Origin of the sequence: Acidovorax sp. SUPP2539 (genome assembly GCF_030158975.1) — a bacterium.
Classification (GTDB): Bacteria; Pseudomonadota; Gammaproteobacteria; order Burkholderiales; family Burkholderiaceae_C; genus Paracidovorax.
On sequence record NZ_BQXJ01000003.1, the window covers coordinates 643590 to 670046 of the forward strand.

Genomic DNA, 26457 nt, shown 5'->3' on the forward strand with positions numbered 1-26457 from the left:
AGCGAAGGAGTTTTGCGATGACTGCCCCCTTGATGTCGATTTCCCTGCCGTCCTGGTCCCGCCTGGCGCCCCTGGCGGCCGCCCTGGTGCTGGCCGGCTGCATGGGCACCCCGCTCGCCCCGCCGCCCGAGCATGCCGGCGTGGCCGTGCCGGCCACGTTCAGCGAGGCCGACGGCGCGCGGTCGTGGACCACCGCGCCCCCCGCCGAGGCGCAGCCGCGCGGCGAGTGGTGGCTGGGCTTCCAGGACCCGGTGCTGAACGGCCTGGTGGAGCGGGCCGGCCGCGGCAACACCACCGTGCAGGAGGCCGCCGCGCGGCTGGCCGAAGCGCGGGCGCTGCTGCGCTCGGCCGATGCCAACCGCGCCCCGCAGGTCGGCGTGTCCACCGGCGTGTCGCGCCAGGCGGGCGCCAACACCGCCACGGGCGGCCCGGTGCCGGCCACGCTGGCCACGGCGGGCTTGAACGTGTCGTACGAGCTCGACCTGTTCGGCCGCCTGTCGCAGGCCAGCGATGCCGCGCGGCTCGACGCCCAGGCACGCGATGCGCTGCTGCAGAGCACGCGGCTCATGGTGCAGGCCGACGTGGCGCAGACCTATCTGCAATGGCGTGCGGTGCAGGCCGAGCGCGTGCTGGTGGAGGAAAGCCTGGCCGCGTACCGCGACACGCTGCGCCTCACGCAGCGCCGCTACCAAGCCGGTGATGTGGCCGAGCTGGACCTGGCGCGCGTGCAGACGGAAGTGGCCGCCACCGAATCGGAGGCGCTCGCGCTGGAGCGCCAGCAGGTGCTGCTGAACAACGCCCTGGCCGTGCTGGTGGGCGACGTGGCGAGCGGCTTCGCCGTGGCGCCCGCGGGCAGTGCAGGCGCGGCGGCTGCTGGCGAAGCGGTGCTGCCCGTGATCCCGGCCGGCGTGCCCGGCACGGTGCTGGCGCGCCGGCCCGACGTGTCGGCGGCGCAGGCCTCGGTGCTAGCCGCGCAGGCCCGCGTGGGCGTGGCGCAGGCGGCGTGGTTCCCGGCCGTCACGCTCACGGGCAACGGCGGCTATGCCTCGCCCGAGCTGGGCGACCTGTTCAAGTGGTCGGCCCGGTCGTGGGGCATCGGTGCGCTGCTGTCGCTGCCGATCTTCGACGGCGGCCAGCGCGCCGCGCAGGAAGAGGGCGCCCGCGCCCGCCTGGAAGGGGCGCTCGCCGCGCACCGGGGGCAGGTTCTCACCGCGTTCCGCGAGGTCGAGGACCAGTTGGGCGCCCTGCGCCTGCTGGCGGGCCAGGCCGAGGCGCAGGGCCGCGCCGTGCAGGCCGCCGCGCGCGCCACGCAGCTGTCGGACTCGCGCTACCGCAACGGCCTGGTGAGCCAGCTCGAGCTACTGGATGCGCGCCGCAGCGAGCTGCGCAACCGCCGCCAGGCGCTGCTGGTGCGCACCGCGCAGTACACGGCGACGGTGGGGCTCATCCGCGCGCTGGGCGGTGGCTGGGGCGATGCGCCCGCGCAGGTGGCGGCAGCGCGGCCTTGATCCGCTGGGCACCCCGTGTGTGCATGGCCCGGCCCCGCACGGGCTTTGGGGATGTAACCGCGCGGACTGCACGGCCCGGCGAACGGGCCTATAGTTGCCCGTTGGCGCCGCGCGGACGGGTCCGCCGCGGCAGGGGTTCGCCCCCTTCTTCCTTCCACCCACCCCCGACAGCAGGAGCATTCGCACAATGAGTTACCCCAGCACCCGCCTTTTCATCGCCGGCCAATGGCAGGACGCCGCCGACGGCAAATCCATCGCCGTGCACAACCCCGCCACCGGCAAGGAAATCGGCCGCGTGGCGCATGCGGGCAAGGCCGACCTGGACCGTGCCTTGGAGGCCGCGCAAAAGGGCTTCGAGGCCTGGCGCGACATTCCCGCGGTGGACCGCGCCAAGACCATGCGCCGCGCCGCCGCCCTGATGCGCGAGCGCGCCGACGCCATCGCCGCGATCATGGTGCAGGAGCAGGGCAAGCCCCTGGCCGAGGCCCGCATGGAAACCATGGCCTCCGCCGACATCATCGAGTGGTTCGCCGACGAATCGCAGCGCGTGTATGGCCGCATCGTGCCGTCCCGCAACCTGGCCGCGCGCCAGATGGTCGTGAAGGACCCCGTGGGCCCCGTGGCGGCGTTCACGCCCTGGAACTTCCCGATCAACCAGGTGGTGCGCAAGCTGGCCGCGGCCCTGTCGGCCGGCTGCTCCATCCTCGTGAAGGCGCCGGAAGAAACCCCGGCCAGCCCGGCCGAGTTGATCCGCGCCTTCGCCGATGCCGGCGTGCCCGCGGGCGCCGTGGGCCTGGTCTATGGCGACCCGGCGGAAATCTCCAACTACCTCATCCCGCACCCGATCATCCGCAAGGTGACCTTCACCGGCTCCACGCCCGTGGGCAAGCAGCTGGCCGCCCTGGCCGGCAAGCACATGAAGCGCGTGACCATGGAACTGGGCGGCCACGCCCCGGTGATCGTGGCGGAAGACGCCGATGTCGAACTGGCCATCAAGGCCGCCGGCGGCGCCAAGTTCCGCAACGCGGGCCAGGTGTGCATCTCGCCCACGCGGTTCCTGGTGCATGAAAGCATTCGCGCCGAGTTCGTGGCTGCGCTGTCGCGCCACGCCCAGGGCCTCAAGGTGGGCAACGGCCTGGCCGACGGCACGCAGATGGGCCCGCTGGCCAACCCGCGCCGCATCACCGCCATGGCCGACCTGATGGCCGACGCGGTGCAGCAGGGCGCGCAACTGGCCACCGGCGGCGAACGCATCGGCAGCGAAGGCAACTTCTTCCAGCCCACGGTGCTCAACGACGTGCCCCTGTCGGCCCGCATCTTCAACGAAGAGCCCTTCGGTCCCGTGGCCGCCGTGCGCGGCTTCGAGAAGATCGAGGACGCCATCGCCGAGGCCAACCGCCTGCCGTTCGGCCTGGCGGGCTACGCCTTCACGCGCTCGCTCAAGAACGCGCACCTGCTGGCCCAGCGCCTGGAGGTCGGCATGCTCTGGATCAACCAGGCCGCCGCACCCGCAGCCGAGCTGCCCTTCGGCGGCCTGAAGGATTCGGGCTACGGCTCCGAAGGCGGCTCTGAAGCGGTCGAAGCCCATCTGAACACGCGCCTCGTGTCGATCATGAACGTGTGATCGCCACCGGTTCGTCGAAAGGCCGCGCTGCACAGCGCGGCCTTTTTTTTGGGGTCGAGGCATGCTGCACTCCAGACTGGTCGAGAGGGAGCCGCGCGCGAATATCATCGTCCGATGCTCACCTTCGCCCAACTGCTCGCGTTCTTGCTCACCGCCGTGCTCATCACGGCCACGCCCGGTCCCGACAACCTGCTGGTGCTGGGCATGGGAATGTCCAGGGGGCGCTGGCAGGGCATCGTGTTCGGCCTGGGCTGCGCGCTGGGGTGCCTGAGCCACACGCTGCTGGCGGTGGTGGGCGTGAGCGCGCTGATCGCCGCGTCGCCCGTTGCCTTCACAGCGTTGCGGTGGCTGGGCGGGGCCTACCTGATCTGGCTGGGCATTCAGGCGCTGCGCAGCCCGGGCGCCGGCCGCGTCGATGCCGCGGGCGCACCGGCGCAGTCGCTCCGAAGCCTGTTCTTCAAGGGCATGCTCGCCAATGCGATCAACCCGAAGGTGGTGCTTTTCTTCCTGTCGTTCCTGCCGCAATTCGTGGTGCCGGCGCAAGGCAACGTCGCCCTGCAACTGGGCCTGCTGGGGCTTTTGTTCACGCTGCAGGCGGCGGTACTGTTCGGGCTGCTGGGCTATTTTGCGGGGGCCATCGGCGCCTGGCTCAACCGCCGGCCGCGCGCGGGCCTGTGGCTGGACCGCATTGCCGGCACCGTGTTCGTGGGCCTGGGCGTGAAGATGATCGCGGGCCGCTGAACGCCGCCGCGTCGCGCGGCTCGCTGTGGATGCCATAGCGATTGCACCGCGCGCCGCCCGGTGGCTTCAGGAGTGCACTTCCCACCCGCGCGCCTGCTGCAGCAGTTGCCGCAGAAAGGTCTCGGCGATGGGCGACAGCCGCTTGCCCTGCGGCCACAGCACATACCACGACGAGGGCACGGGCATGCGCTCCGCTGCCAGGATGGCCACGCCTTCGCTGGCAGGGTCTGCGGCCAGCGCATGCCGCGACACCAGCCCCAGGCCCATGCGTGCCGCCACGGACTGCTTGATGGCCTCGTTGCTGCCCAGTTCCAGACGCACCCGCGGCGCGAAGCCCAGGGCCTTGAAATGCTCCTCCGTCGCCAGCCGTGTGCCCGAACCCGTCTCGCGCAGGATGAACGGCTCCTTGAGCAATTGCTCCAGCCGCACGCGCCGGCGCGCGGCCAGCGGATGGTCGTGCGCGGCGATGACCACCAGTGGATTGCTCAGCAGCACCTGCCGGTCGTGCGGCACGCCGCGCGGCGGGATGGACAGGATGTAGAGATCGTCCTCGTTGGCCAGCAGGCGCTGCACCACGCCGTCGCGGTTGAGCACCTGCATTGCCACGTCCACGCCCGGATGCTCCTCGCAAAAGCGGCCCAACATGCGCGGAATGAAGTACTTGGCGGTGCTGGCCAGCGCGATGCGCAGCCGGCCCTGGCTCACGCCCTTGAGCGCGGCCACGCGCTGCTCCAATGCCTCCCAGTCGGCCGCGATGGCCCGTGCCGTCTGCGCCGCCGCCTCGCCCGCCTGGGTGAGGTGCAGCCGCTGACCAACGCGCTCGTACAGCGGCAGGCCGATGGCGTCCGACAGCTCCTTGAGCTGCATCGACGCCGTGGGCTGGGTCACGTGGCAGTGGCGCGCGGCCCCGGTGATGGAGCCGGTTTCGGCCAGGGCCAGCATGATCTGCAATTGGCGGAAAGTGGCATGCATAGAGAAATCCCGATGGGTCGGATCGACAGTATCGATTTTCCTTCATCGCCGTTGCCGCCTAGCATCGCGCCCCATGAAACACCTGCTCGATCCCGCGATTCTGTTCTTCGTGCTCGGCCTGGCGGCCGGGCTGCTGCGCTCCAACCTGGAGATTCCCGCGCCGTTGTCGCGCTTTCTGTCGCTGTACCTGCTCATGGCGCTGGGCCTCAAGGGCGGATTCGCCCTGGCCCAATCCGGCTGGACGGTGCAGGTCTCCGCCGCCCTGGTCAGTGCCCTGGTGCTCGCCGTCGCCGTGCCGGCCATTGCATGGTGCGTGCTGCGCCGCCTGCTGCCGCCCTTCGATGCGGCTGCCGTGGCGGCCACCTACGGCAGCGTCAGCGCCGTGACGTTCGTGACCGCCAGCCACCTGCTGGAGCAGCAGGGCACCCCTGCCGGCGGCTACATGGCCGCGGCCATGGCGCTGATGGAGTCGCCCGCCATCGTGCTGGCGGTGGTGATGGCGCATTGGCTGCGCGCCCCGGCCTCGGTGGCCCCCATCGCCGTGGGATCGCAGGCCGTGATGGCTGGCGGCCCGGGCATCGGGCCGGCGCGGGTGGGCTCGCCACTGGGCCCGGTGCTGCGCGAGGCGTTGACCGACGGCGGCGCCGTGCTGCTGCTGGGGGCGCTGCTGGTGGGGCTGTTGACGGGTGCGCAGGGCGAACAGGCCATGCATCCCTTCACCGTGGACCTGTTCAAGGGCCTGCTGGCGTTCTTCCTGTTGGACATGGGCCTGATGACGGCGCGCAGCCTCCCGGGCCTGGCCGGGCTCGGCGCGCAGCGCCTGCCGCTGGCGCTGTTCGCTGTGGTGGGCCCGGTGGCGCACGGGCTGCTGGCCCTGGGGCTGGCCAAGCTGGCGGGCCTGGCGGCGCCCGAGGCCACGCTGCTGGCCGTCCTGGGCGCCAGCGCCTCCTACATCGCCGTGCCCGCCGTGCTGCGCCACGCGATGCCCGAGGCCCGGCCGGCGCTCTACGTGGGCCTGTCCCTGGGCGTCACCTTTCCCTTCAACCTCGTGCTGGGCATTCCGCTGTACGGCGCTCTGGCACGGTGGTGGCTGGGGTGAGGCCCCGGTGCGGGGCCGTCCTCAGAACCGGTAGGTGCCCGTCATCGTGTACGTGCGGCGCTGGCCGTAGAAACAGTCGCCGCGCGCCAGGCACTGGGTGATCTGCACCTTGTCGGCCAGGTTGACCACGTTGAAGGCCAGGCGCCAGCTGCCGGCGTCGTAGGCCGCCATGGCATCGGCGATGAGTGCCGACGGCGTGGTGATGGCCGTGGTGCCGGTCCACTGCGAGCCGGTGTAGCGCACGCCCGCACCCACCGTCCAGCCACCGCGTCCTTCGGCCGCGAAGCGGTGCATGAGCCAGCTCGACGCCGTGTGCTTGGGCACGCTGGCCACGGGCAGGCCCTGGTCGCCCGCGTTGCTGCGCGAGATGACGGCGTCGGTGTAGGCGTAGCCCACCGTCCAGTCCCAGTTGCGGGCCAGGCTGGCGGTCATCTCGGTCTCGAAGCCCTTGGTCTTCACCTCGCCGAGCTGCAGGCTGTTGAGCGGGTTGGAGGGGTCGTTGGTCTTGCGGTTCTTCTCACGCAGCTGGTACACGGCGGCATAGGCGCTGATGCCCCGGTCCTGCGGCTGCCACTTCACGCCGGCTTCCCACTGCTCGCCGCGCTGGGGCTTGAACGGGGTGCCGAAGAAGTCCACGCCGCCCAGCGGCTGGAACGATTCGGAGTAGCCCACGTACGGTGCCCAGCCGCCATCGGCCTGGTAGGTGGCGCCGACGCGCTTGGTCCAGGCGGTGTCGTCCACGGCGGCGGCGGGGCGGCCGACCGTCTCGGTCTTGGCGCTGTCGTGGCGCAGGCCGAGCGTGGCCGTCCAGCGGCCCCAGCGGATCTGGTCCTGGGCGTAAAAGCCCAACTGGCGCTGCGTGACGTTGGGCTGGCGCACCAGCGCGGAGGCCGAGGGCGCCGTGAAGTTGCCGTACACCGGCGCATACGCGTCGATGCCCGAGATGGTCTGGAACCACGTGGACTGGCTGGTTTCGTTGCGCTGCGCGTCCATGCCGAAGAGCAGCGTGTGCTCGGTGGCGCCGGCCTGCACCTTGCCTTCGATCTGCGTGTCCGCCAGCAGCAGGCGGCTGGAGTTGATCTGCCAGGAGGCGTCGCGCAGCAAGGTGCGGTTGTCCGCATTGAACACCGGGCGCGCCGGCCGGCCGGTGGCGCGGTTGGCGCTGAAGCTGGTGTAGATGCTGCGGTAGTCCACCTCGCTCACCGTGCGGCGCAGGTTCTGGCGCACCGTCCATTGGTCGTTCAGGCGGTGGCTGAACAGGTAACCCCAGGAGTTGTTCTCGGTGTCGAAGGCGTCCCAGCCCGGTTCGCTGATGAAGGTCGAGGTCGGGATCTGGCCGTAGGGGCTGGACAGCCGCGTGCCCTGCCAGGGAAAGAAGCCGATCAGCGAGCCGCTTTTGTCTTTCTGGTGCGTGAACTGCAGCGTGAGCGAGGTGGCGGCGTTGGGCTTCCAGGTGAGCGACGGAGCGAGGATGAGGCGGTCGTCGCTCACGTGGTCGACCTGCGAGTCGCTGTCGCGGCCCACGGCCACCAGCCGGTAGAGCCACTCGCCGTCCTGGGTGAGCGGGCCGGTCATGTCGGCGGCGATCTGCTTGCGCGCGTAGTTGCCCAGCTGCACCTGCACTTCGCGCAGCGGCTCGGCCTGCGGGCGCTTGCTGGTGAGGTTGAGCACGCCGCCCACGCTGCCCTGGCCGTACAGCACGGACGAGGGGCCGCGCAGGAATTCGACGCGTTCCAGCAGGTAGGGCTCGGCCTTGGTGTTGTTGTAGGTGCCGTAGGTGCGCAGCAGGCCGTCCTGGTACTGCGTCACGCTGCCGCCGCGTGCCGTGAAGCTGTCCACCCGGCTGTCGAAGTAGTTGGACACCATGCCGGCGGTATAGGCCGTGGTCTGACGCAGGGTCAGCGCGCCTTGCGCCTCCATCTGGTCGCGCGTGACCACGCTGATGGCCTGCGGGGTTTCGATGAGCGGCGTGTCGGTCTTGGTGGCCGAAAGGGCGCGCTTGGCCACGAAGCCGCTGACGGGCGCGGTGGGGCTTTCCTGGTCCGCGCCGGCCTTGACGGTCACGGGGGCGAGCGTGGTTTCCGCCACGGGCGCGGCGGACTGGGCCTGGGCGGCGCTGGCGCCCAGGCCGCACAGCAGCGCGATCGCGGTGTGCAGGGCGGCGGCCAGGGGCAGGGGGAGGCAGGGCGCGCCGTGGGCACGCGGGTGAAGAAGGTGCGAGGTCATGTTGCTACTTTTTCAATAGCACTCCTGGCAATGAATCCGCTGGCAGGAGGGCTGTTCGGTTTAAAAATGCGGCGCGCAGGGCGCCGCCGCCGTCACGGCGCGGCGGCCGTGAAAGGTCTTCGGGGAGGGTGGGCCGGTCAGCGCCGGCCCGGCGCGGCGGTCAGTGCGCGGCCGGGGCGGGCAGCGGGGGCGATTCCATGCCGGCCGCCTGCACGAAGGTGAGCGTGGTCAGGTAGCTGGCCTCGCCGTACTTCTCGCCTGCGTGTTCGCCGGGTTGCTTGTCGCTGTGCTTGACCTCGGCCACGTACTGGCCCTTCCAGGGCAGCTCGAAGTGCACCGTGCCTTCGGCATTCGTGGCGGCCTCGCGGGCCCAGCCCGAGGGCGATACCAGGGTCACCTGGGCCTTGGGCAGCGGCTTGCCGTTGAACACCACGCGCAGCTCGCCCGCCTTGCCGGTGGGCACCACGTCCAGCGGCGCGGTGGCGGCCACGGGCTGCGCCAGGCTGGCCACCCAGCGCGCGGCGGGGCGCCACAGCAGCGGTGGCTGGCCGGCCTTGGTGCGGTCGATCAGCGGGTACGGCGCCTCGGCGAACAGCGTGTCGGCCGGCGCCGGCAGGGCGTAGGTGAACGCGGTGGCGGTGCGCTGGCCTTCGATGCGCCGGGCCTCGCCGCCGCGTGGCTGCTGCTGCTCGAGCACCGGCACGCCCTTGAACTTGTCGAGCGCACCGGGCGACTTTTCCAGCAGGCCGTCGGCATATTCGCCGAACTGCACGCGGGCCTGGGCGCCGCTGGCCTCGATCCAGACCTGGTGGGCCTGGACGGCCGTGGCCGCCAGCGCGGACAGCACGGCGGCGGTGATGGGCTTGAGCAAGGTGGACATCGGAAAGCTCCTGTGAAACAGAGGTTGAAAAAACGTTTGCTATCAAATAAATAGCGGTATGCCCTAGAAGAACATGCGCTGGAGGCCGTTTTGGTGCAAAAGGGCCATGGCGGCCGGCTGCATCGGGGCCCCGCTCGGCCGTGCGCCTAGTAGCGCGCCTTGAGCGCCACCGTCACGCGGCGCGGCTCGCCGTAGAAGTTCTGGCGGCCCAGGCTGGAGACCTTCTCGTAGTAGGTCTTGTCGAACAGGTTGTCCACGTTCAGGCTCACCGAAAGCTTGTCGTTGATCTGGTAGGCCACCTGGGCGTTGAACAGCGCGTAGTCGCCCGAGGTCAGGCGCACCGTGCCGCTTTGCGCGAAGAACTCGCTGCGGTAGCTCATGCCGCCGCCCACGCTCAGCCCCTGCAGCACCGGGCCCTTGAAGGCATAGCGGGTGGACAGGTTCACGCTGTGGCGCGGCGTGATGGGGCTGAACACCTGGCCCTGCTGCGACACGGGGGCCTGCAGGTACTTGGTGGCGGTGAATGCGTAGCCGGCCAGCACGTCCCAGCCGGGCGCGACCTGGCCGCTCACCTCGGTCTCGAAGCCTTGCGCGCGCACCTTGCCGCCGGCCAGGGAGGCGGTGGGAACGTCCGGGTCGGCGATGGCGCGGTCCTTGTCCAGGATGCGGAAGAGGGCGAAGTGCGTCTGCAGGCGCTTGTTCAAAAACTCGCCCTTCACGCCCGCCTCGATCTGCGAGCCCGAACGCGGCGTGAGCAGGCGGCCCGCGCGGTCCAGGCTGGACTGCACCACGAAGGTCTCGGCATAACTCGTGTAAGCCGACAGGTTTTCGTTCAGCTCGTAGATCGCGGCCACCGAGGGGATGAACTGCCGTCCGGGGTCGGCGGTGGCCGTGGTCTGGCCCGTGCTCAGCGTGCGCGTCTCGGCCTTGGCCCAGGACAGGCGCCCGCCGGCCAGCACCTTCAGGCGCTCAGCCACGCTGACCTGCGCCTGGCCGTACAGCGCTTTCTCGGTGCGCCGGGTGGCGCTCTGAAAGCCAGGCAGCGTGATGCTGGGGTAGGGCAGGTCGTACTGCGGATTGAAGATGTTGGCGGTGCGGGGCGCGCCGAATGCGGAGTTGCCGTCCAGGCTTTCGCTGGTCGTGTGGCTCACGCCCAGCAGTACGCGGTGCGTGCGGCCGGCCAGCGACAGCGGCGAGGCGATGTACAGGTCGTAGTTGCGGTCCTTCAGGTCCTGCTGGAAGTCCACCGACTGCAACTGGTAGTTGCCGTTGGCGGCCACGGCCGAGTTGGCCCGCACCGAGCGGTACAGCGATTCGCGGTGCACGTCGCGCGCCACGAACTTGACCTGCCCGCCATTGGACAGGCGGTGCTCCAGTTCGGCGAAGGTGTCGGTGTTGTCCAGGTCCTGGCGGTTGGCGGCGATGCCCGCGAACGTGGAGCGCGGCACGTCCAGCAGCCGGCCGTCGGCATACGCGGGCAGGCCCTGGTCCACCGTGGCGCGCACCTTCTGGCGCGTGTGGCCGACCGACAGCGTGGTGGACGGGGTGATGTCCAGCTCCAGCGTGCCGTAGCCCAGGGTCTTGTCGTTCTTCAGCGTGGCGACGTGGCTGTCGCGGTCGTCCTTCACCGCCACCACGCGGCCGCGCAGCGTGCCCGCGGCGTTGAGCGCGCCGGTCAGGTCCACGTCGGCGCGGCGCATGTTCCACGAACCCGCGGACACGTTGGCGTTCAGCCCCAGGGCGGACTGCGCACGCTTGCGCACCAGGTTGATGGTGCCGCCGGGTTCGCTCGCGCCTTGCAGCAGGCCGGAGGGGCCGCGCAGCACCTCGATGCGGTCGTAGATGGCGGTGTCCATCGCGGTGGCGTAGTTGGGGCCCTGCGGGATCGGCACGCCGTCCAGCAGCAGCGCGCCGATGTCGAAGCCGCGCGACTGGATGGTGTTGTAGTTGCCGGCGCCATCCAGGCGCGTCACGTTCACGCCGGTGGTCTGCTTGACGGCGTCTTCCAGCTTGGTGAGGTTCATGTCATCGAGCCGCTGGCGCGTGATCACGCTCACCGACTGCGGCGTCTCGCGCGGCGACTGCACCAGCTTGCCCACGCTGATCTCGCGGGCGATGTACTGGCCCGAGCCCTCGGTGGCCTCGCCCTGCGGGGCATCGGTCACCTTCACCTCGGGCAGGGCCACGGTGGGCGCCGCCGTCTGGGCGTGTGCGGTGGTGGCCGCGGCGAGCCATGCGGCCGCGGTGATGGCGTTCAGGGGAGGCAATCGCATGAAAGGCTTTCCGTCGATGAAAGAAACGACACGGCGTGGAGAACATGGCTTCCCGCGCGCCGGGGGGCTGCGGGTGGCTGGAAAAACGGAACCGGGCGCGAACCCGGTCGGCGGGCCCTGGGCTAGAGCGCCAGCGCCAGCAGGGCCGCGGCACCGGCCACCAGGCCCAGCACGGGCAGGCGGCGCGGCTGCCAGGTGGCCACGGCCGTGGCGCACACGGCGGCCAGCGACAGGGCCATGGTCCACCACGTCACGCTGAGCGCGGCGGTGCTGTCGCCCGGCCACGCGGCGGCATGCACGAGCGACAACGCCAACAGCGCCCAGCCCACGCGGCGCAGCGTGCGCAGCTGGCGCTCGCCGCCTTCGCGGTTCCAGGCGTCCTGGTGGTGGCGGTCCATGCCCAGCGCCAGGCCTGACCAGCCGGCAAAGCAGAGAAAGAATTCGAACATGGCGGTCAGGCTCCTGCGGCAGGGGTGGAGGGGGTGCTCGGGGGCGTGGCGGAGCCGGTCTCGGCGGACCGGCCCCGGGTGGCGACCACTTTCGCGCCGCGCGCGGGGCGCAGCCGCCAGGCCATCCAGCCGAGCAGGGCGCCGGTGGCCAGGAACGACAGGTCCATGCCGGCCCACACCCATTCGCCGGTTGGCAGCGTCACGCCCAGGTGGGTGTGCGTGGTGAAGGCGTTCAGCACCGGCAGCGCGGCGAACACCGCGCCCGCCAGGCCCAGCAGCACGCTCCAGCCCCAGCGGTCCGGTCGCACGATGCCGATCAGCAGGGCCAGGCCCCAGGCGCCGAAGAAGCACGACAGCTCGGCATCGGCGCGGCCTTCCAGGTCCAGCGGCAGCAGCCGGTTGGAGGCCAGGAACACGCCGGTGGCCAGCGGCAGGCCGCCCAGCAGGGCCACGTTGAGGCTGGCCACCAGGCGCTCGCCGCGCCGCAGCGGCGGCGCGGCGGCACCCTTGCGCTGCGCCTGCTGGCGGCGCTTGACGCTCCACAGCACCATGCCGGTGGCGATCATCAGGCTGCCCAGCACGCCGAAGCCGAACAGGCCCCAGCGCATGCCCGGCCCGGCGAAGCGCGCCAGGTGCAGGCCGTAGAGCACGCGGTAGGTGCGCAGGGCGGGCGAATCGGGGTCGATCAGCGCGAGCGTCTCGCCGGTGACGGCATCGAAGCGCATGCGGGCGGGGCCGTACTGCAGGCGGTCGCCGTCGTGGCGGGTGACCTCGATCACCGCCCGGTCGCCGTCGCGGCGGGCGCTGAGCCCGCCGATGCGCGCATCGCCCCAGGTGCGGTGCGCGCTGGCCAGCACGGGCGCCAGATCGGTCAGGGGCAGCGCCGGCACGGCCTCGCCCGGCGCGCGGCGCGCGCTGCGCCCCGAGGCCGTGTCGCCCTGCATCTCGGCGAAGTAGGTCTGCGAATCGGTGCCCTTGGGGCCGGGATAGGCCGCGGCAATGCCCGAGGGCATGTACATCGAGTGGAAGATCATCAGCCCGCTGAAGGTGATCATCAGATAGAACGGCAGCACCAGCACGCCCGAGACGTTGTGCGCGTCCAGCCACGCCCGCTGCCCGCCCTTGGTGGGCCGGAAGGTGAAGAAGTCCTTGAAGATGCGCCGGTGCGTGACCACGCCGGTCAGCAGCGCGATGAACATCAGCATCGTCGCCACGCCCACCACCCAGCGGCCTTCCAGCGTCCAGCGGCCCTTTTGCGCAGTGCGCAGCTCGAAGTGGAAGCGGTAGAAGAACTCGCCGCCCATGGTGTCGCGCGTCTCGATGGCCTCGCCGGTCTGCGGGTTCATCAGCAGGGTTTTGAAGCGCCCGCCCTCCTTGCCGCGCCACAGGATGGTCACGCCGGGTTGGCGCTCGTCGGGCAGCCGCATGAACCACTGCGTCACGTCGGGCGCCTTGCGGTGCAGCGCCTGCTGCGCGCGCTCGGCCACGTCGGCGCTGGCGGGCGGCAGGGCATGCAGCTCGGGCCGCATCCACAGGTTGAATTCGGTCTTGAAAAAGCTCAGCGTGCCGGTGAAAAAGATGGCGAACAGCAGCCAGCCCAGGATCAGGCCGGACCAGGTGTGCAGCCAGGCCATGGCCTGGCGGAAACCCTCGCGCTCGGGTGCGGTCTTCGGCTTCATGCGCCCCCCAGCCAGCGGGGCGCCATCGCCAGCGCGCCCAGGGCGAGCGCCGGCAGCCCGAGGGCGCCCCAGGCGCCCCAGGCCGTGCGTGCATAGAAGGCCCAGGCCACGGCGCAGGCATAGACCAGCCACGACAGCAGCGTGGCGGTGAGCACCGCCTCCACTCGCGGCATGAACGGCATCAGGCCGAGGGTGAGGGCGGCGGTGGCGGCCGCCGCCAGCGCGTAGCCACCCAGCCCCCCCGCCAGGGCGCGGGAGGTGATCGCCAGGCGGTAGCGCCAGTCGACGCGTGCCGCCTTCATGGCCGGGCGGCGCCCACCGGAGCGATGGCAGCCGCGTGGGAATGGGTGACGGAAAAAGGGTGATCGGCCGGGGTTGCGAAACAGGCGCGCGCAGGACAGTGCAGCATCGAAAGGCTCCATGCAGGTTGGGGCGCTGGCTGCAGGCGGGGCACGGGGCCCGGGGCGAACTGACTGGCTGGCTAGGCCGGTATTCTAGGTTTCATGAGAATCGTTCGCATTCCGTTGTGTGCAATCGCAACAAACAGTGGGAACTTGGGCGCGATGGGCACGCCACCTGATGCGTGCGCGCCACACTTTCAGGGGCGATACCGGGGCGGAAACGAAAAACCGGCCCGAAGGCCGGCTGGAGCACGGGTTACCCGGGGGCGGGTGCCGGGCAGGTGGTGCGTTATTCGATCTCGCCCATCTGCGACTGCAGGTAGTTCTGCAGCCCGACCTTGGCCAGCAGGTCGATCTGCGTTTCGAGGAAGTCAATGTGCTCTTCGGTGTCGTCCAGGATGCCCTGGAGCAGATCGCGCGAGACATAGTCGCGCACCGTTTCGCAGTGGGCGATGCCGTCCTTGATGGTGGCCTGGGCACCGCGCTCGGAGCGCAGGTCGCATTCGAGGATCTCGGGCACGTCTTCGCCGACTTGGAGCTTGGCCAGGTCCTGCAGGTTGGGCAGGCCGTCCAGCATGAAGATGCGGTCCATGAGCTTGTCGGCATGCTTCATCTCGCCGATCGACTCTTCGTATTCCTTCTTCGCCAGCTTGTCGAAGCCCCAGTGCTTGAGCATCCGGTAGTGCAGGAAATACTGGTTGATGGCCGTGAGCTCGTTCTTGAGCTGGGCCTGCAGATGCGAAATGACCTGTGCGTCGCCTTGCATGGAGATTCTCCTTGTGTGGGTTTGGGGTGCGATTGTCATGACGCGGGCCACGTGGCGCAAGGCAATCTCCCTGCCCGGGCGGTATGGCTGCGTTTGATGCTGAGTTGTGTTCGCGTTGGGCGTCCTCAGATACAGTAGTTCGCTCCTGCCCACGCCACCGAGCCCTTTGCTTTTTATAGCCTGTGGCAATCGACTTGATGAAGTCAATTAATTGGATTGATGGGTTGGGAGCGCCTAAACTTCAGGTTTTCGTGTTCAGCCATCAACCTAGGAAACAGCAATGTCCCTGATCAATACGCAAGTCCAGCCCTTCAAGACCACCGCTTTCGTGAACCGCGACGGCAAGGGCGACTTCATTGAAGTGACCGAAGCCAACCTCAAGGGCAAGTGGTCCGTCCTGATTTTCATGCCGGCGGCCTTCACCTTCAACTGCCCCACCGAAATCGAAGACGCGGCCGACAACTATGCCGAGTTCCAGAAGGCCGGCGCCGAGGTCTACATCGTGACGACCGACACGCACTTCTCGCACAAGGTGTGGCACGAAACTTCCGACGCCGTCGGCAAGGCCAAGTTCCCCCTGGTGGGCGACCCCACGCACCAGCTGACCAACGCGTTCGGCGTGCACATTCCTGAAGAAGGCCTGGCACTGCGCGGCACGTTCGTCATCAACCCCGATGGCGTGATCAAGACCCAGGAAATCCATTCCAACGAAATCGCCCGCGACGTGTCGGAAACCCTGCGCAAGCTGAAGGCGGCCCAGTTCACCGCCGCCAACCCAGGCCAGGTCTGCCCCGCCAAGTGGAAGGAAGGCGCCAAGACGCTGACGCCTTCCCTGGATCTGGTCGGCAAGATCTAAGCCCCTCGGCCTCCCGCAGGAGCGGGGCGCCCCGGGCGCCCCTGGCCGGACAGCAGCATGGCGTGCGCGCCATGCCGTCCGGCTTTTTTTCGCCCGCTCACCCCCGATTTCTCCGCTCCGTGCCCGGCACTGGCCGCACCGCCCAACGACATAACTCGAATCGCAAAGGACACCACCATGCTCGACGACCAACTCAAAACCCAACTTTCGGCTTACCTGGAGCGCGTGACGCAACCGTTCGAGATCGTGGCGTCCCTGGACGGCAGCGAGGTTTCCACCCAGACCCGCGAACTGCTGGAAACCATCCAGGGCCTGCGCAGCGACAAGATCACCCTGCGCACCGACGGCAACGACGCGCGCAAGCCCTCGTTCAGCCTGCAGCGCGCCGGCACGCAGACCCACCTGCGCTTCGCCGGCCTGCCGCTGGGCCATGAATTCACGTCCCTGGTGCTGGCGTTGCTGTGGACCGGCGGCCACCCCCCGAAGGTAGAGCAGGACGTGATCGAGCAGATCCAAGCCCTCGATGGCGACTTCGAGTTCGACGTCTACATGAGCCTGACCTGCCACAACTGCCCGGACGTGGTGCAGGCGCTGTCGCTGATGGCCATCCTCAACCCGCGCATCAAGACCACGGTGATCGAAGGCGGCGCCTTCCAGCAGGAAGTGACCGACCGCGAAATCATGGCCGTGCCCATGGTGTTCATGAACGGCCAGGTGTTCGGCTCGGGCCGCATGACCGTGGAAGAGATCGTGGGCAAGCTGGACACCGGCGCGGCGGCGCGCGATGCGGCCAAGCTCTCGGCCAAGGAGGCCTTCGACGTGCTGGTGGTCGGCGGTGGCCCGGCCGGCGCCGCGGCCGCCGTGTATGCCGCCCGCAAGGGCATCCGTACCGGCGTGGCCGCGGAGCGCTTCGGCGGCCAGGTCAACGACACGCTGGACATCGAGAACTACATCTCGATCAGCAAGACGGACGGCCCCAAGTTCGCCGCGGCGCTGGAGCAGCACGTGCACGACTACGAGGTGGACCTGATGAACCTGCAGCGCGCCAAGGCCTTGAAGCCCGCCGCGGCGGAAGGCGGCCTGATCGAGGTCGAACTGGAAAACGGCGGCACCTTGCGCTCGCGCACGGTCATCCTCTCGACCGGCGCGCGGTGGCGCAACATGAACGTGCCCGGCGAAGACCAGTACCGCACCAAGGGCGTGACCTACTGCCCCCACTGCGACGGCCCGCTGTTCAAGGGCAAGCGCGTGGCGGTGATCGGCGGCGGCAACTCCGGCGTGGAGGCGGCCATCGACCTGTCCGGCGTGGTGGCGCACGTCACGCTGCTGGAGTTCGCGGCCGAGCTGAAGGCCGACGCCGTGCTGCAGCGCAAGCTGCGCAGCCTGCCCAACGTGACCGTCATCACCCAGGCGCAGACGACCGAGGTGCTGGGCGACGGCAACCGCGTGACCGGCCTGGCCTACCAGGACCGCGCGAGCGGCGAAGCGAAGCAACTGGCGCTGGAAGGCATCTTCGTGCAGATCGGCCTGCTGCCCAACACCCAGTGGCTGCAGGGCACGGTGGAGCTGTCGAAGTTCGGCGAAATCGTGGTGGACTCGCATGGCCGCACCAACGTGCCGGGCGTGTTCGCCGCCGGCGACGTGACCACGGTGCCGTACAAACAGATCATCATCGCGGCGGGCGAGGGCGCGAAGGCGGCCCTGGGCGCATTCGACCACCTGATCCGCACCACCGCACCAGCGTGATCGCAGGCGCCCGCGCGCTTGATGGATGACGGGCCGCCACGCGCCCCGCTCCTTTTTTCTGTCTTTCCAAAGCACAAGGCGGCCTCCGGGCCGCCTTGTGCTTTTTGTCGTTCTGCCGTGCGCGGGATAGGGGCGCCCCTGCCCCTGGAAGGCCACCGCCGTCATGGCGCTGACATGGTGCGGGCGGATCATTCGGGTTGCAGATTCCTGCGTTTAAGCACTTTTCTGCAACTGCAAGGCGGTCGCCCCGAAGTTCGGTCTTTGGCCCAGTCCGCCGCTTGATCCACTCGACCCGCGAGACCCTTCCATGACCTTGATCCCTGCAGCCCTCCGATCGCGCCCCCGCTGGGCGCGGCCGCTCTTCATGTTTCTGGCCGGTTCGGCGATGGCGTTGGCCCTGGCGGGCTGCGGTGGCAGTGGCGGAGGCGGCACCTCCGCCGATGCCCCCGGCGCCGAAAAGACCCAGCTGCGCTGCGCCCCTTGAGCGCGCACGCCTTCCCCGTCGAACCCACGCAGAGCACACCATGACCATCGATTCCCGGAAACGCAAGTTCCTCCAGGCCGCGGCCGGCACCACCGCGTCCGCCGCGGCGCTGAGCCTGTTCCCGCCCAGCATCCGCCGGGCCCTGGCCATTCCGGCCAACCACCTCACCGGCACGATCCAGGACGTGGAGCACGTCGTGATCGTCATGCAGGAAAACCGCTCCTTCGACCACTACTTCGGCACCTTGCCCGGCGTGCGCGGTTTCGGCGACCGCTTCACCATCCCCGTGGCCGGCGGCCGCAGCGTGTGGCAGCAGCTGGACAAGAACGGCGCGCCCGTGCTGCCCTACCACCTGGATCAGAAGGCCGGCAATGCCCAGCGCGTGAGCGGCACGCCCCACAGCTGGGTCGACGCGCGCAACGCCTGGGACCGCGGCCGCATGCAGGAGTGGGCGCGCTACAAGCAGCCCCAGTCCATGGGCTACTACACGCAGCAGGAGGCCCCGTTCCAGTTCGCCCTGGCCGAAGCCTTCACGGTGTGCGATGCGTACTTCTGCTCGCTGCACGGCGGCACCAATTCCAACCGGCTGTTCCACTGGACCGGCACCAACGGCGCCACGGGCCCCTCCGGCCGGGTGGTGGTGAACAACGCCCTGGACGAGCTCGACTCGGACACCGACATCCGCACCGGCGGCTACGACTGGGCCACCTACCCCGAGCGGCTGCAAAAGGCCGGCGTCTCGTGGATGGTCTACCAGAACATGCCCGACAACTTCACCGACAACCCGCTCTTCGGCTTTCCGCAGTACCGACAGGCCAACCTCGCCTCGGGCAAGCCGGTCTACCACGACCGCGACGTCAACCCCGCCTACGACCCCGCGAGCGACAACGCCGGCAACCCGCTCTACAAGGGCATCGCCAACACCATGCCGGACGGCGGCTTTCTCGGCACCTTCCGCAAGGCGGTGCTCGACGGCTCGCTGCCGCAGGTGTCGTGGGTCGTCCCGCCCGCCACGTACTCCGAACACCCGGGCCCTTCCAGCCCGGTGCAGGGCGGCTGGTACGTGCAGGAGGTGCTCGATGCCCTCACGGCCAATCCCGATGTGTGGAGCAAGACCGTGCTGCTCATCAACTTCGACGAGAACGACGGCTACTTCGACCACCTGCCGCCGCCGTGCGCGCCGTCGCTGGATGCCAGCGGCGGCAAGATCGGCAAGTCCACGCTGAGCGACCGGGACATGGCCTACGAGTACTACACGCACACCCCGGTCCCCGGCACCGGCATGCCGCCGCCCGATGGCGACTGCTACGGCCCCGGGCCGCGCGTGCCGATGTGGGTGATCTCCCCGTGGAGCCGCGGCGGCTGGGTGAATTCGCAGAACTTCGACCACACCTCCGTGCTGCGCTTTCTCGAAGCCCGCTTCGGCGTGCAGGAGCCGCAGATCAGCCCCTACCGCCGCGCGGTGTTCGGCGACCTCACCACGGCCTTCAACTTCGCCACGCCCAACGACGGGCCGCTCGCCACGCTCGCCGGTCGCCGCACGCGGGACGATGCCGACGCCCTGCGCGCCGCCCAGGGTGCGCTGCCGCAGATCGCCGTGCCCACGCCGCAGGCCCTGCCGCAGCAGGCCGTGCAGGCCCGGCCCTCGCGCGCACTGCCGTACGAGCTGCACACCAGCGCCCGGGCGGAGCCGGCCGCGGGCACGGTGCAACTGCTGTTCTCGAACACCGGCACCAGCGCGGCCGTCTTCCACGTCTACGACCGGCTGCACCTGGACCGCGCCCCGCGCCGCTACGTGGTGGAGGCGGGCAAGCAGCTCGACGACCGCTGGAATGCCGGCACGGACGATGCGGGCGCCTACGACCTGTGGGTGCTGGGGCCGAACGGGTTCCACCGCAGCTTCGCGGGCCAGCTCAGCGCGCTGCGCGCCCCCGGCGTGCCCCAGCCCGAAGTGCGGGTGTGCTACGACATCGCCAATGGCAACGTGCACCTGACCTTGATGAACGCGGGCGCTGCGGAAGCCGTGCTGCGCGTGCAGGCCCTGGCCTACCGCCAGGACGGCCCGTGGACCGCCACGGTGCCGCCGGGCCAGGCGCAGGACCTGCAGTGGGACCTGGGCGGCAGCGCCCGCTGGTACGACTTCCAGGTCACGTGCAGCGCGCTGCCGGGGTTCGTCCGCCGCTTTGCCGGGCGGGTGGAGACGGGCCGCGACGGCTTCAGCGATCCCGCCATGGGGCAGGGCGGCCGTTGAGCGCCAAGGAAGGGGCCTGCCCGCGCCGCTCGGGTGGGGGCGCAGCAGCCTCACCGAGGCACCGTCGTAGCGGGTTTGCTATATTTTGTATAGCGTAATGCCCTAGTGTTTATTGTCCTGGAGGCCGTTTTGGCCTCAGGCCTCTCCAGGGCGATTGCCGGTGCGGACCGCCCGCCCGCTCAGCGCGTGGCCGCGGGCTCCATGCCCGTGCTGCGCACGATCGGGCCGGCGGCTGGCGACGCCAGGAAGCGGATCAGATGGCGGGCGGCATCCGCGTTCTGCGCGCCCTCGGCCACGCCGGCAGAGAAGAACACGCGCTGCTGCACGGCGTCCGGCAAGGGGCCGACGAATTCCAGCTCCTTGAACGGCAGCAATTCACTCACCTGCTGGAAGCCTAGCTCCGCATCGCCCCGCAGCACCACCGCGCCGACGCGTTCGCTGTAGATCCTGGTGGCCTTGGTCTTCATCGCCTCGGCCACGCCCAGGCGCGGGAACAGTTCGTTGACCAGGTAGGTGCCGCTGGCGCTGGCGGAATAGGCGACCGATTTGGCCTGGAGCAGGGTCTGCTTGAGGGCCTCCGGACTGCTGATGTCCGGCTTGGGCGTGCCTCTGCGCACGCTCATGCCGATCATGGAGCGGGCCAGGTCGACGCGGCTGCCCGCTTGCACCTTGCCCTGCGCCGTCAATTCGTCCAGCCCCGAATCGGCCAGGATCACGATGTCGAACTGCTCGCCCCGCGCCATGCGGCTGGGGATGGAGTCGGGTGCGTTGCCGAGCGATGCGCCACGCGCCGTGACGACCGTGTGGCCGGTGGCCTGCTCGTACAGCGGCACCAGCTGGTCGTAGGCGGCCGAGAAGCCGCCGGAGGTGACCACGCGGATCTCCGCGGCCTGGGCAGCGGGCGGGGCGGCGCCCCCCAGGGCCAGGCCGAGGCCCAGGGCGGTGCCCAGCAGGGTGCGCAGCACGCGGCGCCGGGCGTTGCTGGGCGTGGCCGTGGTGGGGGACGGTGTGAGCGGGAGGTTGAGCGGCATGTCCTTTGTCTCCTGATTTTTCTGGGGGGAATGCGTCCGGCCTGCCGTTTCAGTCGGCGGTGATCTTGCGTTCGCGGATGATGCGGCCCCACTTGGCATGCTCCGCCGCGATGAATTGGCCGAGTTCTTCGCGGCCCGTGGGGCTGGCGGTCTGCCCGTGCTTGAGCAGGTTGTCGCGCACCTCCGGCGTGTTGAGCACCTTGACGATTTCGGTGTTCCAGCGGTCCAGCAGGGGCTTGGGCGTCTTGGCCGAGGCCACGAAGGCATACCAGTTGGTGGCGTTGAAGCCCGGGTAGGTCTCCGCCACGGTGGGCACGTTGGGCAGGTAGGCCGGGCGGGTCAGGCCAGTGGTCGCCAGGGGAATGAGCTTGCCCGATTCGATGTGGGGCAGGGCCGAGGGCGGTGCGGCGTAGAACGCGGTGACCCGCCCGCCCAGCACGTCCTGCAGCGCCGGGGCGCCCCCTTTGTAGGGAACGTGCAGCGTGTCGATCTTCGCCACGTCGTTGAGCAGCTCTCCCGCCAGGTGCGCGGCCGAGCCCGGGCCGGTGGAGGCGTAGTCCAGCTTGCCGGGCTCGCGCTTGGCTTTGGCCACGAAATCGCCGAGCGATTTGATGCCGGTGCTCGCGGGCACCACCAGCACGTTCGGGAAGGCCACACCCATCGAGATGGGCGCCAGGTCCTTGAGGGGGTCGTACGCCACCTTCATGAAATGGGGCGCGATGCTCAGCGGCCCGATGGAGCCGAACAGCAGCATGGACCCGTCCGACGGGCCGTTGGCCACCTGGGCATGGGCCAGGTTGCCCCCGGCCCCCGGCTTGTTGTCCACCACCACGCTCTGGCCGATGTTCTCGCCCAGCTTCTTGGCGATGATGCGGGCGGCGATGTCGGCCGAGCCACCCGCGGCGAAGCCGACCACGAGGGTCACCGGCTTCTTCGGCGGAAAGTCCTGCGCCTGGGCGGTGCTGGCGAGGGGGAAGCTGGCGGCCAGGAAGGCTGCCGCGATGAGGGGGCGTCGTTGCATGGGGTATGTCTCCGGGAAAGCGCCGCCGGGTCGTTGGCCCGGCGATCAAGGGCGCATCGTAGGAGGGGCACAATGATCCGTAAATTGCAATTTACGAAACGACTGTTGCATGCGAAGCATCAAATTCGACCTCAAGGAACTGCAGGCCTTCGTGGTCACCGCGGACCAGTCCAGCTTCCGCGTGGCGGCCGAGATCCTGTGCCTGTCCGCCCCGGCCTTGAGCCGGCGGGTGGAGCGGCTGGAATCCGCGCTCGGTGCCCGGCTGCTGGAGCGGACCACCCGCACGGTGAAACTGACCGCGATGGGCCAGGAGTTCCTGCACGAGGCGCGCATGGCATTGACCGGGCTGGACGAGGCGGTCCAGCGCTTCGGCGACCAGGTGCAGTTGCGCCGGGGCCGCGTGACCATCGCCTGCGTGCCGTCCGTGGCCAACCACCTGCTTCCGCGGGCGCTGCAGGCCTTCGCGCAGGCGATGCCCGATGTGCAGGTGCACGTGATCGACGAGAACGCCCAGCAGGTGCTGGAAGCAGTGGCCCGCGGCGAGGCGGACTTCGGCCTGAGCTTCACTGGTACCCAGGAGTCGGCGCTGCTGTTCCAGCCGCTGCTGCGCGAACGCTACGTGCTGGCCATGCCGCGCAGCCACGCCTGGGCGCAGCGCACCGAGGTGCGTTGGGAGGAACTGGCTGGCCAGCGGCTGGTGTCGGTCTCCAGCCGCAGCAGCAACCGCCTGCTGCTGGACCAGGCCATGGCGGAACTGCCGAACCCTCCCGTCGCCTGGTACGAATGCAACCATGTGACCGGCGCGCTGGCCCTGGTCGAGGCCGGGTTGGGGCTGGCGGCCTTGCCGCAGTTGGCGCTGTCGCCCGCGCATTCCCAGGTGTGCGGCGTGCCGCTGACCGGGCCCGACCTGTGGCGCACCCTGGGGCTGCTGCAGCGGCGCTCGCGCGAACTCAGCCCGGTGGCCGAGGCCCTGCGGCAGCGCCTGCTGCAGATGCATGCCGCGGTCTGACGCGGCCGATTGCACTCGAAGGGCAGGGGATTTGGCGGCCGGCATGTATCCGCTGCCCCGATGGCCCGGCGCCGCCGCATTCGGCGCCAGGCTTGCTCAAGCCCTCGCCGAACCCGGCGCCAGCCGCGCGGCCAGCAGGTTGGCCGTGTAACGCAGCCGGTCGATGTCCGCATCGGCACGAACGCCGCGGCTGAAGCAGCACAACGTGCCATACACCGCCCCGCCGGACAGGCGCACCGGCGTGCTCAGATGGGTGCCGATGGGGAACCCCGGGTCCGGCGCCTTACCGGACGCGATGTAGGGCGCGGCATCTTCCATCCGTTCCGGCAGTCGGCCTTCGACCACCCGTTGGCACCAGCTTTCTTCGACCGGGTCGGACCGGCCCACTTCCACCAGCGAGAAATCCGGCGCGCTGTCCACGGCCATGATGGTGCGGTGGTCGTCCGTGAGCTGGGACACGAAGGCGACGTCCATGCCCAGCCGCGTGCGCAGCAGTTTCAGCACCTCCGGAACGGCGGCAGGAAGCTCAGGGTCGGCGGAATCGCTGGTGGCGACCAGCAGTTCGCAAATCTTGACGTCGAGGTCGTCGGGGTTGTAGTCCAAAAGCATGCCCGCCAGTCTAAGCCAGCGCTGCGTCCGACGGCGCACCGGGCCCGAAGGACACCATTCGCTTGAGAATTATTCTCATATACTGTGCTGTAGCCAGCCAGGCGCCACCCGAGGGGTGCAGCGCTCCGAGCCAGCGCCTTTTGTTCCCTGAATGATCCAGGTCTGCGCCCGTTCGCGTGGCGCACCCGCTGTCCGGCCCGTCGGCCGTGGACTCCGCGGGCGGCACCGTCGGCCCGTCCGGTCCGCAAGCTGCCCTGTCGTGGGATGCGGCGCGGCCGATGGCTGGCCTGGTCTGTTGCAATCCCGAAGGAGGCTTGACCATGGCTGCCGATGCACCGCGCCCGGACACTGAAAACCCCACCGACGAGGAATACCGCCTGCCCTGCACCGAGGCGCTGCTGGCCAGCACGATGGCGCTCATGACGGGACACGCGCACACCGCCGAGGCCCCGTATCGCGATGCCATGGCCCGCAAGATCATCGTGAACCTGCAGGCCCTGTCGCAGATGCCGGGGCTGACCTCGCACTTTCGCACCATGCTGCGCAGCCTGCAGACCCACTGGACCCCGGGGCCGGAGCGCCAGGCGGCAGCGCAAGAAAACCGCGACCCCGAGCCCCGCCCCCAGGCCCTGTGGCACGCGGCACCGGAGGCGGTGCAGTAGGCCAGCGGTCCTGCCGCACCTTTGGCAGAACTGGGCCGGACCTCGGGCCTCTTCGACTCAGCCGGCCACCTTGATCGCCAGGATCGCCAGGCCAAGCAGAACGAGCACCACGGGCAGAACGCGGGCCCGTGGCCGGGAGGCCTTCGCCGCGATGGCGATCTGGACCACTGCGACAAGGGCAAAGATCGCACCCGCCGCCACGATGGCATTGCCCGACCCGTTTTCGATGGCGTTGGCGGGAATGGACGGGTCCATACCGTGCATGAAGTCGTATTGATTTCGTGGCAGAAGCGCCATGATCAGCAGGCCCAGGATGGACGCTGCATGCAGGGTGATCCGCAATAACTTATTCATGGTGCAGGTTAATCATTCAATGAGGCTGCTGAATCGTGGCCAGAAATTGACGATGAAGTTTCCATAGCTCGTGTTCTGTTTGATCTGTTCCACAGACAGTCCCATGCCTCTGTTGTAGCGCGCGCCGATGATGCGGACTTGCTCCATGCTTAGTGGGAATGTGTATTTGTCATGATCTGCCAGTTGCCTCAGATGCTGCGCCACGACGTCGATATTGAAAACATCCCTTTGCAGGCAGTTGGCGAGTCCCCTGGATTGGGTGACTGACATGTCGGAAGCGGGAATGCCCATTGTCTCGCCCGCCGTGCGGATTTGAATGCTGACGGAGCCGAACGATGTTTTGTTCGGATGCCGGGTGATCGCCATTTTGTCGATGGCAGGAGGGCCGCTCCAATCAAATGAACGAACTTCGAATGCGACGCGATCAATGAAATTGGGGTCGCCCCCCACCTCGATCCAGCAAACACCAGCCAGCAATGGTGGTGGAAGTCGATATTTGGTGGCGGCTTCAAGGATGTACTGTTTGTTATGACGAACCCACGCGTCCTTGAAGTTCTGGATGTATTGCCGGCCGCCGCCCATACGGTCCGGAATCAGCTTCCACGCAAATAGATCGATCAAACCCCATGTAGGTGAATCGTTCGATGTACGGCACTCAATCTCAGCCATCGTTTCTCCCTTTTTTAAATCAATGAACCGATGGCCATGCTGTGCACAACCATCTCGATCCATCTGCAAATAATAAGGGAGCGCGGTCTGCCCAGGCGCTGGCTATTCGTTTGGCTGAGTCATTGCATATCAATACACCAGCCGCTCGGGACGCACTTCCTGCAGGATGGTCGTGGCGATTTCCTCGATGCTTTTGGTGGTCGTGGACAGCCAGCGGATGCCCGCGCGCCGCATCATCGCCTCGGCCTCGGACACCTCGTTGCGGCAGTTGTCCAGCGCCGCGTACCGGGAGTTGGGGCGCCGTTCGTTGCGGATCTGCGAAAGCCGCTCGGGCTGGATCGTCAGCCCGAAGATCTTCTTGCGGTGCGGCTCCAGCGCCGGGGGCAGCTGGCGCCGCTCGAAGTCCTCGGGAATCAGCGGGTAGTTGGCCACCTTCAGGCCGCACTGCATGGCCAGGTACAGGCTGGTAGGGGTCTTGCCGCTGCGCGACACGCCCACCAGGATCACGTCGGCGCCGGCCAGGTCGCGGTGGCTCTGGCCGTCGTCGTGGTCCAGGCTGAAGTTGATCGCCTCGATGCGGTCGGTGTATTCCTTGCTCAGGCTCACGTCCGAAAATCGGCCCACGCGGTGGTGCGACTTGGTGCCCAGCTCGGTCTCCAGCGGCCGGATGAAGGTGCCGAACATGTCCAGCAGCATGCCCTTGCAGCCTTCCTGGATGACGCGCAGCACGCCCATGTTGACCAAGGTGGTGAAGACGATGGGCTTCTTGCCCTCCACATCCGCCGTGTGGTTGATCTGCCGCACGGCCTGGTGGGCCTTGTCCTCGGTGTCGATGAAGGGCAGGCGCACGTGGCGCGGCTTCATGTCGAACTGGGCCAGGATGGCGTTGCCGAAGGTTTCGGCCGTGATGCCGGTGCCGTCGGAGATGAAGAAAACGGTGCGCGTGTGCATGGGCAGGGGTTCCGAAGAAGGGGGACGATCCGTCAGCCCGCCGCCAGCGCGGCCGCGCAGGGCAAGCCTACAATGGCGCCCATTATCCAAATTCTCACCATGCACCCCGGCGGCCTACAACCACAACACCAAAGCCGAACGCCGTGCATGGGCGCTCGCCCGCGATTGCTCCCCCGGAGCGCAGGCGCAGACCCAG

General features: G+C 69.0%; 24 protein-coding genes. 10 read left to right on the top strand and 14 right to left on the bottom strand.

What is annotated here, in order from left to right; all coding sequences use genetic code 11:
- Positions 1–17: 17 nt before the first annotated feature.
- The 3 genes from AVTE2539_RS14280 to AVTE2539_RS14290 all read left to right on the top strand — a co-directional run bounded on the left by AVTE2539_RS14280 (position 18) and on the right by AVTE2539_RS14290 (position 3873).
- Positions 18–1508 (top strand): efflux transporter outer membrane subunit, encoded by a 1491-nt coding sequence (locus AVTE2539_RS14280; protein ID WP_284411487.1) that lies wholly within the window; start codon positions 18–20, stop codon positions 1506–1508.
- A gap of 187 nt (positions 1509–1695) precedes the next feature.
- Positions 1696–3132 (top strand): NAD-dependent succinate-semialdehyde dehydrogenase, encoded by a 1437-nt coding sequence (locus AVTE2539_RS14285; RefSeq protein ID WP_284395382.1) that lies wholly within the window; start codon positions 1696–1698, stop codon positions 3130–3132.
- 114 nt (positions 3133–3246) lie between these two features.
- Positions 3247–3873 carry a LysE family translocator gene (locus tag AVTE2539_RS14290; RefSeq protein WP_284411490.1) on the top strand — a complete coding sequence of 209 codons (627 nt, stop codon included), beginning with the start codon at positions 3247–3249 and terminating at the stop codon, positions 3871–3873.
- Positions 3874–3939: 66 nt separating this feature from the next.
- On the opposite strand, the gene AVTE2539_RS14295 is transcribed toward AVTE2539_RS14290, so the two are convergent.
- Positions 3940–4845: a LysR family transcriptional regulator gene (locus AVTE2539_RS14295; protein ID WP_284395379.1), complete on the bottom strand. Its 906-nt coding sequence runs from the start codon at positions 4843–4845 to the stop codon at positions 3940–3942.
- A gap of 73 nt (positions 4846–4918) precedes the next feature.
- On the opposite strand from AVTE2539_RS14295, the gene AVTE2539_RS14300 reads away from it, so the two are divergent.
- On the top strand, positions 4919–5944 hold the full coding sequence (locus tag AVTE2539_RS14300; protein WP_284411492.1) for a sodium-dependent bicarbonate transport family permease: 1026 nt from the start codon (positions 4919–4921) through the stop codon (positions 5942–5944).
- 21 nt (positions 5945–5965) lie between these two features.
- On the opposite strand, the gene AVTE2539_RS14305 is transcribed toward AVTE2539_RS14300, so the two are convergent.
- The 7 genes from AVTE2539_RS14305 to bfr all read right to left on the bottom strand — a co-directional run bounded on the left by AVTE2539_RS14305 (position 5966) and on the right by bfr (position 14618).
- Complete coding sequence (locus AVTE2539_RS14305) at positions 5966–8170, bottom strand: TonB-dependent siderophore receptor (RefSeq protein ID WP_284411494.1); 2205 nt, start codon at positions 8168–8170, stop codon at positions 5966–5968.
- A 160-nt stretch (positions 8171–8330) separates the two neighbouring features.
- Positions 8331–9050 (bottom strand): DUF4198 domain-containing protein, encoded by a 720-nt coding sequence (locus AVTE2539_RS14310; RefSeq protein WP_272568121.1) that lies wholly within the window; start codon positions 9048–9050, stop codon positions 8331–8333.
- Positions 9051–9196: 146 nt separating this feature from the next.
- Positions 9197–11323: a TonB-dependent siderophore receptor gene (locus AVTE2539_RS14315; RefSeq protein WP_284411496.1), complete on the bottom strand. Its 2127-nt coding sequence runs from the start codon at positions 11321–11323 to the stop codon at positions 9197–9199.
- A gap of 122 nt (positions 11324–11445) precedes the next feature.
- Positions 11446–11772, bottom strand: a complete 327-nt coding sequence (locus AVTE2539_RS14320; protein WP_284395364.1) for a DUF3325 domain-containing protein — start codon at positions 11770–11772, stop codon at positions 11446–11448.
- Between the two features lie 5 nt (positions 11773–11777).
- On the bottom strand, positions 11778–13451 hold the full coding sequence (locus AVTE2539_RS14325; protein ID WP_284411498.1) for a PepSY-associated TM helix domain-containing protein: 1674 nt from the start codon (positions 13449–13451) through the stop codon (positions 11778–11780).
- Positions 13448–13753 carry a DUF3649 domain-containing protein gene (locus AVTE2539_RS14330; RefSeq protein ID WP_284395359.1) on the bottom strand — a complete coding sequence of 102 codons (306 nt, stop codon included), beginning with the start codon at positions 13751–13753 and terminating at the stop codon, positions 13448–13450. Before AVTE2539_RS14330 ends, AVTE2539_RS14325 begins: the two co-directional genes overlap by 4 nt.
- 388 nt (positions 13754–14141) lie before the next feature.
- Positions 14142–14618: a bacterioferritin gene (gene bfr / locus AVTE2539_RS14335; RefSeq protein WP_092744334.1), complete on the bottom strand. Its 477-nt coding sequence runs from the start codon at positions 14616–14618 to the stop codon at positions 14142–14144.
- A gap of 280 nt (positions 14619–14898) precedes the next feature.
- Between bfr and ahpC the strand changes: the two genes are divergently transcribed.
- The 4 genes from ahpC (at position 14899) to AVTE2539_RS14355 (ending at position 19955) form a co-directional block, all read left to right on the top strand.
- Complete coding sequence (ahpC, locus tag AVTE2539_RS14340) at positions 14899–15474, top strand: alkyl hydroperoxide reductase subunit C (protein WP_272551795.1); 576 nt, start codon at positions 14899–14901, stop codon at positions 15472–15474.
- A gap of 177 nt (positions 15475–15651) precedes the next feature.
- The gene (gene ahpF, locus AVTE2539_RS14345) at positions 15652–17220 is read left to right on the top strand and encodes an alkyl hydroperoxide reductase subunit F (RefSeq protein ID WP_284411501.1); all 1569 of its coding nucleotides are present in this window, start codon (positions 15652–15654) and stop codon (positions 17218–17220) included.
- 307 nt (positions 17221–17527) lie between these two features.
- On the top strand, positions 17528–17704 hold the full coding sequence (locus tag AVTE2539_RS14350) for a hypothetical protein (protein ID WP_284395346.1): 177 nt from the start codon (positions 17528–17530) through the stop codon (positions 17702–17704).
- Positions 17705–17744: 40 nt separating this feature from the next.
- Complete coding sequence (locus tag AVTE2539_RS14355) at positions 17745–19955, top strand: phosphocholine-specific phospholipase C (protein WP_284411503.1); 2211 nt, start codon at positions 17745–17747, stop codon at positions 19953–19955.
- A 179-nt stretch (positions 19956–20134) separates the two neighbouring features.
- On the opposite strand, the gene AVTE2539_RS14360 is transcribed toward AVTE2539_RS14355, so the two are convergent.
- Together AVTE2539_RS14360 and AVTE2539_RS14365 are read right to left on the bottom strand one after the other, a co-directional pair.
- Entirely contained in the window at positions 20135–20986 is an 852-nt protein-coding gene (locus AVTE2539_RS14360; RefSeq protein ID WP_284411505.1) for a substrate-binding domain-containing protein, read from the bottom strand.
- A 49-nt stretch (positions 20987–21035) separates the two neighbouring features.
- The gene (locus AVTE2539_RS14365; protein ID WP_272568140.1) at positions 21036–22007 is read right to left on the bottom strand and encodes a Bug family tripartite tricarboxylate transporter substrate binding protein; all 972 of its coding nucleotides are present in this window, start codon (positions 22005–22007) and stop codon (positions 21036–21038) included.
- A gap of 109 nt (positions 22008–22116) precedes the next feature.
- Here AVTE2539_RS14365 and AVTE2539_RS14370 point away from each other — a divergent pair, with 109 nt between their 5' ends.
- Positions 22117–23016, top strand: coding sequence for a LysR family transcriptional regulator (locus tag AVTE2539_RS14370; RefSeq protein WP_284411507.1), 900 nt, complete (start codon positions 22117–22119; stop codon positions 23014–23016).
- 96 nt (positions 23017–23112) lie between these two features.
- Here the strand turns inward: AVTE2539_RS14370 and AVTE2539_RS14375 are convergent, their stop codons facing one another.
- The gene (locus tag AVTE2539_RS14375; protein ID WP_284411509.1) at positions 23113–23625 is read right to left on the bottom strand and encodes a GAF domain-containing protein; all 513 of its coding nucleotides are present in this window, start codon (positions 23623–23625) and stop codon (positions 23113–23115) included.
- A gap of 320 nt (positions 23626–23945) precedes the next feature.
- Here AVTE2539_RS14375 and AVTE2539_RS14380 point away from each other — a divergent pair, with 320 nt between their 5' ends.
- Positions 23946–24287, top strand: coding sequence for a hypothetical protein (locus AVTE2539_RS14380; protein ID WP_284411510.1), 342 nt, complete (start codon positions 23946–23948; stop codon positions 24285–24287).
- 57 nt (positions 24288–24344) lie between these two features.
- Here the strand turns inward: AVTE2539_RS14380 and AVTE2539_RS14385 are convergent, their stop codons facing one another.
- From AVTE2539_RS14385 to ppsR, 3 genes are all read right to left on the bottom strand, one after another.
- Entirely contained in the window at positions 24345–24629 is a 285-nt protein-coding gene (locus AVTE2539_RS14385) for a hypothetical protein (RefSeq protein ID WP_284411512.1), read from the bottom strand.
- A gap of 24 nt (positions 24630–24653) precedes the next feature.
- Positions 24654–25310 (bottom strand): hypothetical protein, encoded by a 657-nt coding sequence (locus AVTE2539_RS14390; protein ID WP_284411515.1) that lies wholly within the window; start codon positions 25308–25310, stop codon positions 24654–24656.
- Positions 25311–25439: 129 nt separating this feature from the next.
- Complete coding sequence (gene ppsR / locus AVTE2539_RS14395; protein WP_272568151.1) at positions 25440–26261, bottom strand: posphoenolpyruvate synthetase regulatory kinase/phosphorylase PpsR; 822 nt, start codon at positions 26259–26261, stop codon at positions 25440–25442.
- Positions 26262–26457: the final 196 nt, after the last annotated feature.

What these genes read in the sequence shown, in the direction of transcription:
- AVTE2539_RS14280 (WP_284411487.1), top strand. Translation starts at nt 18, where the DNA reads ATGACTGCCCCCTTGATGTCGATTTCCCTGCCGTCCTGGTCCCGCCTG.
- AVTE2539_RS14285 (WP_284395382.1), top strand. Translation starts at nt 1,696, where the DNA reads ATGAGTTACCCCAGCACCCGCCTTTTCATCGCCGGCCAATGGCAGGAC.
- AVTE2539_RS14290 (WP_284411490.1), top strand. Translation starts at nt 3,247, where the DNA reads ATGCTCACCTTCGCCCAACTGCTCGCGTTCTTGCTCACCGCCGTGCTC.
- AVTE2539_RS14295 (WP_284395379.1), bottom strand. Translation starts at nt 4,845, where the DNA reads ATGCATGCCACTTTCCGCCAATTGCAGATCATGCTGGCCCTGGCCGAA.
- AVTE2539_RS14300 (WP_284411492.1), top strand. Translation starts at nt 4,919, where the DNA reads ATGAAACACCTGCTCGATCCCGCGATTCTGTTCTTCGTGCTCGGCCTG.
- AVTE2539_RS14305 (WP_284411494.1), bottom strand. Translation starts at nt 8,170, where the DNA reads ATGACCTCGCACCTTCTTCACCCGCGTGCCCACGGCGCGCCCTGCCTC.
- AVTE2539_RS14310 (WP_272568121.1), bottom strand. Translation starts at nt 9,050, where the DNA reads ATGTCCACCTTGCTCAAGCCCATCACCGCCGCCGTGCTGTCCGCGCTG.
- AVTE2539_RS14315 (WP_284411496.1), bottom strand. Translation starts at nt 11,323, where the DNA reads ATGCGATTGCCTCCCCTGAACGCCATCACCGCGGCCGCATGGCTCGCC.
- AVTE2539_RS14320 (WP_284395364.1), bottom strand. Translation starts at nt 11,772, where the DNA reads ATGTTCGAATTCTTTCTCTGCTTTGCCGGCTGGTCAGGCCTGGCGCTG.
- AVTE2539_RS14325 (WP_284411498.1), bottom strand. Translation starts at nt 13,451, where the DNA reads ATGAAGCCGAAGACCGCACCCGAGCGCGAGGGTTTCCGCCAGGCCATG.
- AVTE2539_RS14330 (WP_284395359.1), bottom strand. Translation starts at nt 13,753, where the DNA reads ATGAAGGCGGCACGCGTCGACTGGCGCTACCGCCTGGCGATCACCTCC.
- bfr (WP_092744334.1), bottom strand. Translation starts at nt 14,618, where the DNA reads ATGCAAGGCGACGCACAGGTCATTTCGCATCTGCAGGCCCAGCTCAAG.
- ahpC (WP_272551795.1), top strand. Translation starts at nt 14,899, where the DNA reads ATGTCCCTGATCAATACGCAAGTCCAGCCCTTCAAGACCACCGCTTTC.
- ahpF (WP_284411501.1), top strand. Translation starts at nt 15,652, where the DNA reads ATGCTCGACGACCAACTCAAAACCCAACTTTCGGCTTACCTGGAGCGC.
- AVTE2539_RS14350 (WP_284395346.1), top strand. Translation starts at nt 17,528, where the DNA reads ATGACCTTGATCCCTGCAGCCCTCCGATCGCGCCCCCGCTGGGCGCGG.
- AVTE2539_RS14355 (WP_284411503.1), top strand. Translation starts at nt 17,745, where the DNA reads ATGACCATCGATTCCCGGAAACGCAAGTTCCTCCAGGCCGCGGCCGGC.
- AVTE2539_RS14360 (WP_284411505.1), bottom strand. Translation starts at nt 20,986, where the DNA reads ATGCCGCTCAACCTCCCGCTCACACCGTCCCCCACCACGGCCACGCCC.
- AVTE2539_RS14365 (WP_272568140.1), bottom strand. Translation starts at nt 22,007, where the DNA reads ATGCAACGACGCCCCCTCATCGCGGCAGCCTTCCTGGCCGCCAGCTTC.
- AVTE2539_RS14370 (WP_284411507.1), top strand. Translation starts at nt 22,117, where the DNA reads ATGCGAAGCATCAAATTCGACCTCAAGGAACTGCAGGCCTTCGTGGTC.
- AVTE2539_RS14375 (WP_284411509.1), bottom strand. Translation starts at nt 23,625, where the DNA reads ATGCTTTTGGACTACAACCCCGACGACCTCGACGTCAAGATTTGCGAA.
- AVTE2539_RS14380 (WP_284411510.1), top strand. Translation starts at nt 23,946, where the DNA reads ATGGCTGCCGATGCACCGCGCCCGGACACTGAAAACCCCACCGACGAG.
- AVTE2539_RS14390 (WP_284411515.1), bottom strand. Translation starts at nt 25,310, where the DNA reads ATGGCTGAGATTGAGTGCCGTACATCGAACGATTCACCTACATGGGGT.
- ppsR (WP_272568151.1), bottom strand. Translation starts at nt 26,261, where the DNA reads ATGCACACGCGCACCGTTTTCTTCATCTCCGACGGCACCGGCATCACG.